This is a genomic window from Kitasatospora sp. NPDC093558 (assembly GCF_040683475.1).
Lineage (GTDB): Bacteria > Actinomycetota > Actinomycetes > Streptomycetales > Streptomycetaceae > Kitasatospora.
This window is the reverse complement of record NZ_JBFBDY010000306.1, coordinates 1-7,810: the sequence shown is the minus strand read 5'-3', so window position 1 is coordinate 7,810 and position 7,810 is coordinate 1. Positions and strand designations below refer to the sequence as shown.

Annotated in this window: 6 protein-coding genes and 2 pseudogenes; 5 read left to right on the top strand and 3 right to left on the bottom strand. The window is 75.3% G+C overall.

Annotation, left to right across the window (positions count from 1 at the left end):
- Together hemG and hemQ are read left to right on the top strand one after the other, a co-directional pair.
- On the top strand, nt 1–797 hold a 797-nt coding region (gene hemG, locus AB0O00_RS24495; protein ID WP_363655131.1), incomplete at its 5' end, for a protoporphyrinogen oxidase.
- On the top strand, nt 794–1,519 hold the full coding sequence (gene hemQ / locus AB0O00_RS24490) for a hydrogen peroxide-dependent heme synthase (RefSeq protein ID WP_363655129.1): 726 nt from the start codon (nt 794–796) through the stop codon (nt 1,517–1,519). The genes hemG and hemQ, both read left to right, overlap by 4 nt.
- Nucleotides 1,520–1,585: 66 nt before the next feature.
- Here hemQ and AB0O00_RS24485 read toward each other — a convergent pair whose 3' ends face one another.
- From AB0O00_RS24485 to AB0O00_RS24475, 3 genes and pseudogenes are all read right to left on the bottom strand, one after another.
- The gene (locus AB0O00_RS24485; protein WP_363655127.1) at nt 1,586–2,368 is read right to left on the bottom strand and encodes a TIGR04222 domain-containing membrane protein; all 783 of its coding nucleotides are present in this window, start codon (nt 2,366–2,368) and stop codon (nt 1,586–1,588) included.
- Nucleotides 2,369–2,449: 81 nt separating this feature from the next.
- Entirely contained in the window at nt 2,450–3,592 is a 1,143-nt protein-coding gene (locus tag AB0O00_RS24480; protein WP_363655125.1) for a TIGR04222 domain-containing membrane protein, read from the bottom strand.
- Nucleotides 3,593–3,620: 28 nt separating this feature from the next.
- Nucleotides 3,621–4,903 (bottom strand): annotated as a pseudogene (locus AB0O00_RS24475) (DUF692 domain-containing protein).
- Between the two features lie 282 nt (nt 4,904–5,185).
- Here AB0O00_RS24475 and AB0O00_RS24470 point away from each other — a divergent pair.
- The 3 genes and pseudogenes from AB0O00_RS24470 to AB0O00_RS24460 form a co-directional block, all read left to right on the top strand.
- Nucleotides 5,186–6,112, top strand: coding sequence for a GNAT family N-acetyltransferase (locus tag AB0O00_RS24470; RefSeq protein WP_363655123.1), 927 nt, complete (start codon nt 5,186–5,188; stop codon nt 6,110–6,112).
- Nucleotides 6,113–6,281: 169 nt separating this feature from the next.
- Nucleotides 6,282–7,301, top strand: a complete 1,020-nt coding sequence (locus AB0O00_RS24465; RefSeq protein WP_363655121.1) for an MBL fold metallo-hydrolase — start codon at nt 6,282–6,284, stop codon at nt 7,299–7,301.
- A gap of 61 nt (nt 7,302–7,362) precedes the next feature.
- Nucleotides 7,363–7,810 (top strand): annotated as a pseudogene (locus AB0O00_RS24460) (hypothetical protein); the annotation flags it as partial.

The window sequence follows — 7,810 nt, the reverse complement described above, 5'->3', positions numbered from 1 at the left end:
GCACGCCCGTCTTCCAGGGGTTGCGCGGAGGCCTCGGCACCCTGCCGGACGCCGTCGCCGCGGCCTGCGTGAAGGCGGGCGTGGACCTCCGCACCGACACCCCCGTCGACGAGCTGCGCCGCACCCCCGAGGGCTGGCGCGTCGTGGCCGGCGGCGAGGTGCTCGCCGCGGACGCCGTCGTGCTGGCCGTCCCGGCGCCCGCCGCCGCCCGGCTGCTGCGCACGGACGTGCCCGCGGCCGCCGCCGAGCTGGACACCGTCGAGTACGCGGGCATGGCCCTCGTCACCCTGGCGTTCCGCCGCGCCGACCTGGCCGAGGTGCCGGCTGGCAGCGGCTTCCTGGTGCCGCCGGTGGACGGGCGGCGGATCAAGGCGTCGACCTTCTCCTCCAACAAGTGGGGCTGGCTGGAGCGTTCGGCCCCCGACGCGTTCCTGCTGCGCACCTCGCTGGGCCGGCACCGCGAGGAGGCGGTGCTGGACCTGGCGGACGAGGAGCTGGTGGCGCTCTCGCTCGCCGACCTCGGCGAGGCGATCGGGCTCACCGCGCGCCCGTACGACACCGCCGTCTCGCGCTTCGACGCCGGCCTGCCGCAGTACCCGGTGGGCCATCTGGACCGGGTGGCCCGGATCCGGGCCGCGGCGGCCGGGGCGGGCGGCCTGGCGCTGTGCGGCGCCGCGTACGACGGCGTGGGGATCCCGGCGTGCATCGCCTCCGCGGCCACCGCCGTGGCGGCGCTCGACAAACTGTTGACCCCGGAGACGGGGGAAGGTTCCACGGAGAGGACAATGGGCGCATGACTGAGACCGTTGAGCGGCAGCCGGAGCAGCAGCCCGAGAAGAAGAAGGCGCGCGACCTGAACCAGGTCATCCGCTACACGATGTGGTCGGTGTTCAAGCTCAAGGGCGCCCTGCCCGAGGACCGCACCGCCCTGGCCGCCGAGGTGGACGAGCTCTTCGCCCAGCTGGCCGCGAAGGACGTGACCGTGCGCGGCACGTACGACGTGTCCGGTCTGCGCGCGGACGCCGACATCCTGGTCTGGTGGCACGCCGCCGACTCCGACGACCTGCAGGAGGCGTACAACCGCTTCCGCCGCACGGGCCTCGGCCGTCAGCTGGAGCCGGTCTGGTCGAACATGGCGCTGCACCGCCCGGCCGAGTTCAACAAGTCGCACATCCCCGCGTTCCTCGCCGACGAGCGCCCGCGCGACTACGTCTGCGTGTACCCGTTCGTCCGCTCCTACGAGTGGTACCTGCTGCCGGACGCCGAGCGGCGCGCGATGCTCGCCGAGCACGGCCAGATGGCCCGCGGCTACCCCGACGTCCGGGCCAACACGGTCGCCTCGTTCGCGCTCGGCGACTACGAGTGGCTGCTCGCCTTCGAGGCGGACGAGCTGCACCGCATCGTCGACCTGATGCGCGACCTGCGCCCGTCCCGCGCGCGCCTGCACGTGCGCGAGGAGGTGCCGTTCTTCACCGGCCGCCGCAAGCCGGTCAGCGAGCTCCTCAACGGCCTGGTCTGACCGGGAGCTCGACGACGACGGGGTCCGCCGCGGCGGGCCCCGTCCGCGTTTCGCGGGCGCGGCCCGTCAGATGCGGTGGGGGCGCAGGGCGGCGCGCAGCCGGGGGTCGGCGAGGGCGGCGGGGCCGTTCATGGCGACGGCGGTGAGGAGTTCGCGCTCCTCGTCGTCCCCGAGGCCGTACTGGCGGGTCGGGCGCACCTCGCGCAGGACCTCCTGGCCGATCGGGGAGGCCCAGCGGGTGTACGGGTAGACGTCCACCCGGGCCATCAGCAGGGTGCCGGAGGTGAGCACCAGCGGCAGCGAGAACCAGGCGAGCGGGGCGAGGGCGTCGCCGTCGGTGAAGCACCCGAGGGCGAGGGCGGCGGCGAGCAGGCCGAGGCTCAGCAGCAGCGCGTGCCGCACCTGGCGGACCACGACGACGGTGTTGCGCTGGACCAGCGCCGGGGTGGCGAGCCCGGCGAGCGAGAGCCGGGCGCCGATCTCCAGCACGGTCGGGTGCTCGCCCATGGCCCGGCGCAGCTCGTCGGTGCGGCACTGGCCGTCCGGGCCGACGGTGGCGATGATCGCCCGCTCCAGCCGGCTGCGGCCCTTGGGGTCGACGACGGTGGTCCAGCCGGTGTGGGCGAGGTGCAGCCGGCCGCGGCCGGCCATCAGGACGAGGGCGAGCTCGACGACCCGGTCCGGGCCGCCGGCCAGGTACGCCGTCTCGTAGAGCCCTATCCCGACGGCCTCCGGCGGGCGAAGCCCGTCCTGCCCGGCGAGGGCGTCGGCGGTGGCGGTCATCCGGACGAGCCGGAGGCAGGAGAGCACCGCGGCCACGCACGCCGGTATGAGGAACAGCAACCACATGGCCTTGTTGTATGCCGCCGCCGACGACCCGGGGAACGGCTTCCGGGGGCGCGATACCGAACTGTGACGTGAACCGTGGCCTCAGGAGCCGCAGCTGGAGCCACAGCTGGACGACGAGCCACAGCTGGACGAGGATCCGCAACTGGACGAGGACCCACAGCTGGACGAGGACCCGCAGCTGTGCGAGGAGGACGACCCGCAGCTGTGGGAGGACGAGGAGCCGCAGCTGTGCGATGGCGAGGAGCCGCAGCTCGACGACCCGCACCCGGAGGACGTCCCGCTGTCCGAGAAGCCGCCGCACCATGACGCGGTGCCGCCGCCGCACGAGGACGAGCCCGAGGAGCCCGACGAGTCGGAGGAGTCGGACGACAGCGACGACGAGCAGCTCGACCCCGAGCCCGACGAGGCGCCGAACGCCCGCTTCGCCGCCGCCTCCTGGACCGCCGCGCCGACCAGCGCCTCCTGCAGCTCCTCGTTGGCCAGCTCCGCCCCCGCGACGGCCAGCCCGCCGAGCGCGAGGGCACCGAGCACCGCGCCGTTGGCCGCGTTCCCGTACACGCCGGAGCCGGGCGACCACGGCTTGCCGGTGTTCATGAGCGAGAGCTGGCGCTGCCCGGCCGGGGTGATCCGGCCCTTGGCCGGGCGGGAGGCGAGCAGCGTGACCAGGCCGAGCGCCAGCAGGACCACCGGGGCCCACAGGGCGGGCCGCTCGCCGCGCCCGTCGTCGTCGAGCAGGAGGGACAGGACGAAGAAGAGCACGACGCCACCCACCGCGAGCCAGAGCAGCCGGCGGGCCTTGCGGGCGGCCCCCAGCCGGTCGGGGCGGCGCAGCAGGCCGCGGTCGGCGAGCTCGTCGCCGAGGGACTGGACGGCGGGGGAGCGCATCACCTCCCGGCGCAGCGGGCCGAGGTCGCGGCTGCCGTTCGGGCCGACGGCCCGGATGACCGCCTCCTCGACGGCGTCGTACGGCCGGTCGTGGGTGAGGGTGACGGTGCCGCCGCGGCTGATCACCACGCGCTCGGCCAGGTGCATCCGGACGAGCGCGGTGTCGAAGACCCGCCCCGGGCCACCGGCCAGGAACGCGGCGCTCAGCAGCGGGAGGCCGCGGCCGGGCAGGCCCTGCGGGCGGGGGACGTGCCGGACGCGCCGCGCGGTGTGGTCGACGTACAGGACGGCGGCGACCAGGAGGACGGCGGGGATGACGAAGTAGGTGTTGTGCCACATGGGCGGTTCCCCCGAGGTGTGAAGAGAGTTACCGGCGCCGCAGGGCCCGGCGCAGGCGGGCCAGTGGTCCCGGCGGCCGGGCCGGCGCCGGGTGCAGCCACTGCTCCAGGGCCCGGCGGCAGTCGGCGGCCAGCGGACGCGCGTGGGTGAGCGCCCAGGCGGCGAACGCCCGGGCGTCCGCGTGGTAGCCCGCGGTCTGCGGGTGGGTGCGGGCGTAGGCGAGGAAGAGCGGCCCGTACCGCGGGCCGAGCAGCCGGGGCAGCTCGGGCGCGACGCGGGCGACGGTGTCCCGCCGCTTGGCGGCGAGGCCGGTGGACTGGGCGCGGACCTGCGCCGGGTCGAAGCCCGGCGGGACGGGGCCGCCGGCCACCAGGGCGGCCAGCAGCTCCTCCTGGCGCCGCGCGAGCTGCTCGCGCGCCGTGGTGAGGTCCTCTACGGGTCGTTCCGTCATCCGCGGGTGCTCCCCTCCAGCACCCGGCGGATCGCGTCCAGTTCACCGGCCAGCTCACTGGGCGGCGGGAAGGCCGCGTCCCGTTCGAGCAGGACGCCGGGCGGTGCGACCCGCGCGCACAGGTCGGCCAGCACCTCCAGCACCGGTTCGGTGACGGGGTGGGCGTGGGTGTCGTGCCAGACGCCGTCGACCATCGTGCCGCCGGCGACGTGCACGTAGGCGATGGCCTCCAGCGGCAGGCGGTCGAGTTCGGCGGCCGGGTCGACGCCGAGGTTGACCCGGTTGGTGTGCAGGTTGGCCACGTCGATCAGCAGCCGCACGCCGGTGCGCTCGACGAGCTCGGCGAGGAACTGCCCCTCGGTCAGCTCGTCGTCCGGCCAGGCCAGCTGGGCGGCGATGTTCTCCAGCGCGAGCGGCACCGGGAGCTGGTCCTGGGCGATCCGGACGTTCTCGGCGATCACCCGCAGCGCGTCCCGCGAGCGCGGGACGGGCAGCAGGTGGCCCGCCTCCAGGCCGCCGGCCCGGACGAACGCCAGGTGCTCGGTGACCAGCGGCGAGCCGAGCGCGGCGGCCGTCCCGGCGAGCCGGGCGAGGCGCTCGGGCGCGGGCCGTTCGGCGCCGCCGAGGCCGAGCGAGACGCCGTGCGGGACGACGGTGACACCGCGCTCGCGCAGCACCGTCAGCGAGGCGGGCAGGTGGCCGGTGCAGATGTTCTCCGCGACCACCTCGACCCAGTCCAGGCCGGGCTGACGCTCCACCACGGTGTCGATCTCGGTGCGCCAGCCGAGGCCGACGCCGAGCCGGGGCGAGGAGGCCGGGCCGGCCGGGGCGACGGCGGCGCGGGCCGCCCGTGCGGGCAGGTTCAGTGCAGGGGAAGTCATCGGTACGCCCCCTTCGGAGGGCCGGGGTGAGGGGCCGTCGGGTGGTGCGGGCGCCGTCGCCGGGACCGCCCGTGGGCCGTGTTGCCGAGAATGTCCCCGGGCGGGGTGGCTGCCAAGCCCCACCCGGTCTTCTCAGAGCATTATTTGAGCTTGTCCAGCCGGGACCCTACCGCCCGCCCCGGGCCGTCCCCGCAGGTGGGGTGGCCTGGGTACGGATAATTCGGAGGCGCAGGACGGGAACTGCGGATAGCGTGCGGATCGATGACCGAGACCCGACCGATGATCCGAGACTTCCGCCCCGCCGACGCCGAGGCGGTGTCGGCCGCCCACCGCGCCGGGCGCGAGCACCTGGTGTGGACGGCCGAGGCCCTGCTGTGGGCGAACGCCCGGCAGAACCCCGACGAGCACTTCCGCACCTTCGTCGCCGAGTTGGACGGCCGGGTGGTCGGCGCGGTGCGCTGCGCCCTGGCGCTCGGGACGACGACCACCGGCGTCGGCTACGCCAACGGCAGCGTGCTGCCGGAATTCCGCCGGCGCGGCGCGGCGACGGCGCTGCTGGCCGCGGCCGAACGGCACCTGGCCGCGCACGGGGTGACCGAGATGCACACCTTGCTGGACGAGGAGCCCGACTCGCTGGCCTTCGCCGCCGCCCGGGGCTACGAGCTCGGGCGCACCGCGCAGTTCGGCGGGCGGGACCTGACGCTGCCGCTGCCCGAGGCGCCGCTGCGGCCGGCCGGCGTCGAGCTGCGCCCGGCCCGCGACTGGGCGCACGATCCGCGCCCGCTGTTCCTGGTGGAGGCGGACGCCATCCGGGACGAGCCCGGCGAGGTGACGATGGACGCCCTGGACTACGAGGAGTGGCTGCACGGCGACTGGGCCCGGCCCGACCTCGACCTGGACCTGACCGTGGTCGCCGTGGTGGACGGGGAACCGGCGGCGTTCACCGTGGCGCAGACCGACGGGGTGGACCGCTACTGGTCCGCGTTCACCGGCTGCCGCCGGGAGTTCCGCGGCCGCGGCCTGAGCAAGCTGGCCAAGCTGGAGTCGCTGCGGCTCGCGGCGGCGGCGGGCTACCGGCGCGCGTACACCAGCAACGACACGACCAACGCGCCGATGCTGGCGGTCAACGCCTGGCTGGGGTACGAGCGTTGCGCGGGTGAGCGCAAGGGGATCCGGCGCCTGGGGTGACTCTTCGGGCATAAGTTCGCGGTGTCCACGTACCGTCCCGCCCGATGAGACGATTGGTCTCGACCAGGTGGCACGAATCCGGACGGTTCGGGAGCGTCTGGGGCATGAACTCACAGCGATCGCCCAGGTTTTGCCCCGCTCCTGACACATCGTCGGCATAATCGCGCACATGACGATCAACCGTGCCGCCCTGAGCGCGATCGCCGAAGACCTCCACGTGTGGCTGCCCCCGAAGCGGGGCTGGGGACTGGCGAACTGCGGGCTGCTGACCTCCCGCAAGACCGCGCTCTGGATCGACACCCCCTACGACCCGTCGATGGCCTCGGAGTTCCTCGCCGAGAGCCGCCGGGTGCTGGCCGACGGCGTCACCGTCGACCGCGTGATCGTCACGCACGCCAACGGCGACCACCTCTGGGGCGCCGGCGTCCTCCCGGACGCCGAGGTGATCTCCACCCGCGAGGCCCTGGAGCACATCCACTACGAGCCCACCCCGCAGCAGCAGCACGCCCTCGTCGCGGGCGGCGACCCCGACTCGCCGCTCGGCGGCTACCTCCGCGAGCACTTCGGCCGCTTCGACTGGTCGCAGACCGAGCCGGTGCGCCCGGACACCGTCTTCACCGGCGAGCTCGAACTCACGGTGGGCGAGCACCCGGTGCACGTCACCGCCCTGCCCTCGGCGCACACCGGCGGCGACCTGATCGTCCACCTGCCGCGCCGGCGCACGGTGTTCGCCGGTGACGTCATCTTCGGGTCGACCCCCGAGCAGCCCGGCGACCACCCCTCGCACTGGGCCGGCCCGCTGGAGAACATCATCGCCGCGTGCGAGCGGATCCTCGACACCGGCGCCGAGACCGTCGTCCCCGGCCACGGCCCGGTGCTCGACCGCGACGGCGTCCGCGCCCACATCGCCTACCTCGCGTACGTCCGCGAGCGCGCCCACGCCCTGCACACCGCCGGGATCCCCGCGCTGGACGCCGCCCGCCGGGTGATCGCCGAGCAGCGCCACCCCGAACTCGGCCTGCCCGAGCGGCTGGTGCTCACCGTCGCCGCCGAGTACCGGCACCTGGACGGCGGCGAGGCGCCGAACGTCCTGGAGGCCATGACCCAGGTCGCCCTCGTCGCGCGCGAGATAGCCGAGGACTCCGTCCACGCCCGGCGCCTCTTCCCCGACATCGGCTACCGGGACTGACCGGGCCCGCGAGCCGGCCCGCCCGCGAGGAAGTCCCCCGAGGAACCCCCCGAGGAAATCAATGACGCCTATCGCGCTGATCGTGCTGATCACCACGGCGCTGGCCGCCGCGACGGCGGGCGTGCTGGCCCGCGGCCGGGCCCGGGCCACCACCCGGGCGGCGGTCGCCGAGGAGCGCGCCCACGTCGCCGAGCAGCGCGCCCGCGCCGCCGAGGAACGGCTCGCCCGCGCCGAACACCGGCTGCACGAATCGTCCACCGCCGCCAGGGAGGCCGCCGACGACGCCGAGGCCCGCTACCGGGCCGCCGAGGACCGCACCCGCGACGCCGAGCGGCGCGTCCGCACCGCCGAGGACGCCGCCCGCGACGCGCAGGACGCCACCCGCGAGGCCGACGCCCGCACCGCCGCCGCCCAGACCCGGGCCGCCGAGGCCGAGCGCCGCCTCGCCGTCGCCGAGGAGCGCGGCGCCGCTCTGCTCGCCGAGGTCCGCCACCTCGCCGACGAGCGCC

Coding starts and splice junctions, on each gene's coding strand:
- hemQ (WP_363655129.1), top strand. CDS start 794: ATGACTGAGACCGTTGAGCGGCAGCCGGAGCAGCAGCCCGAGAAGAAG.
- AB0O00_RS24485 (WP_363655127.1), bottom strand. CDS start 2,368: ATGTGGTTGCTGTTCCTCATACCGGCGTGCGTGGCCGCGGTGCTCTCC.
- AB0O00_RS24480 (WP_363655125.1), bottom strand. CDS start 3,592: ATGTGGCACAACACCTACTTCGTCATCCCCGCCGTCCTCCTGGTCGCC.
- AB0O00_RS24470 (WP_363655123.1), top strand. CDS start 5,186: ATGACCGAGACCCGACCGATGATCCGAGACTTCCGCCCCGCCGACGCC.
- AB0O00_RS24465 (WP_363655121.1), top strand. CDS start 6,282: ATGACGATCAACCGTGCCGCCCTGAGCGCGATCGCCGAAGACCTCCAC.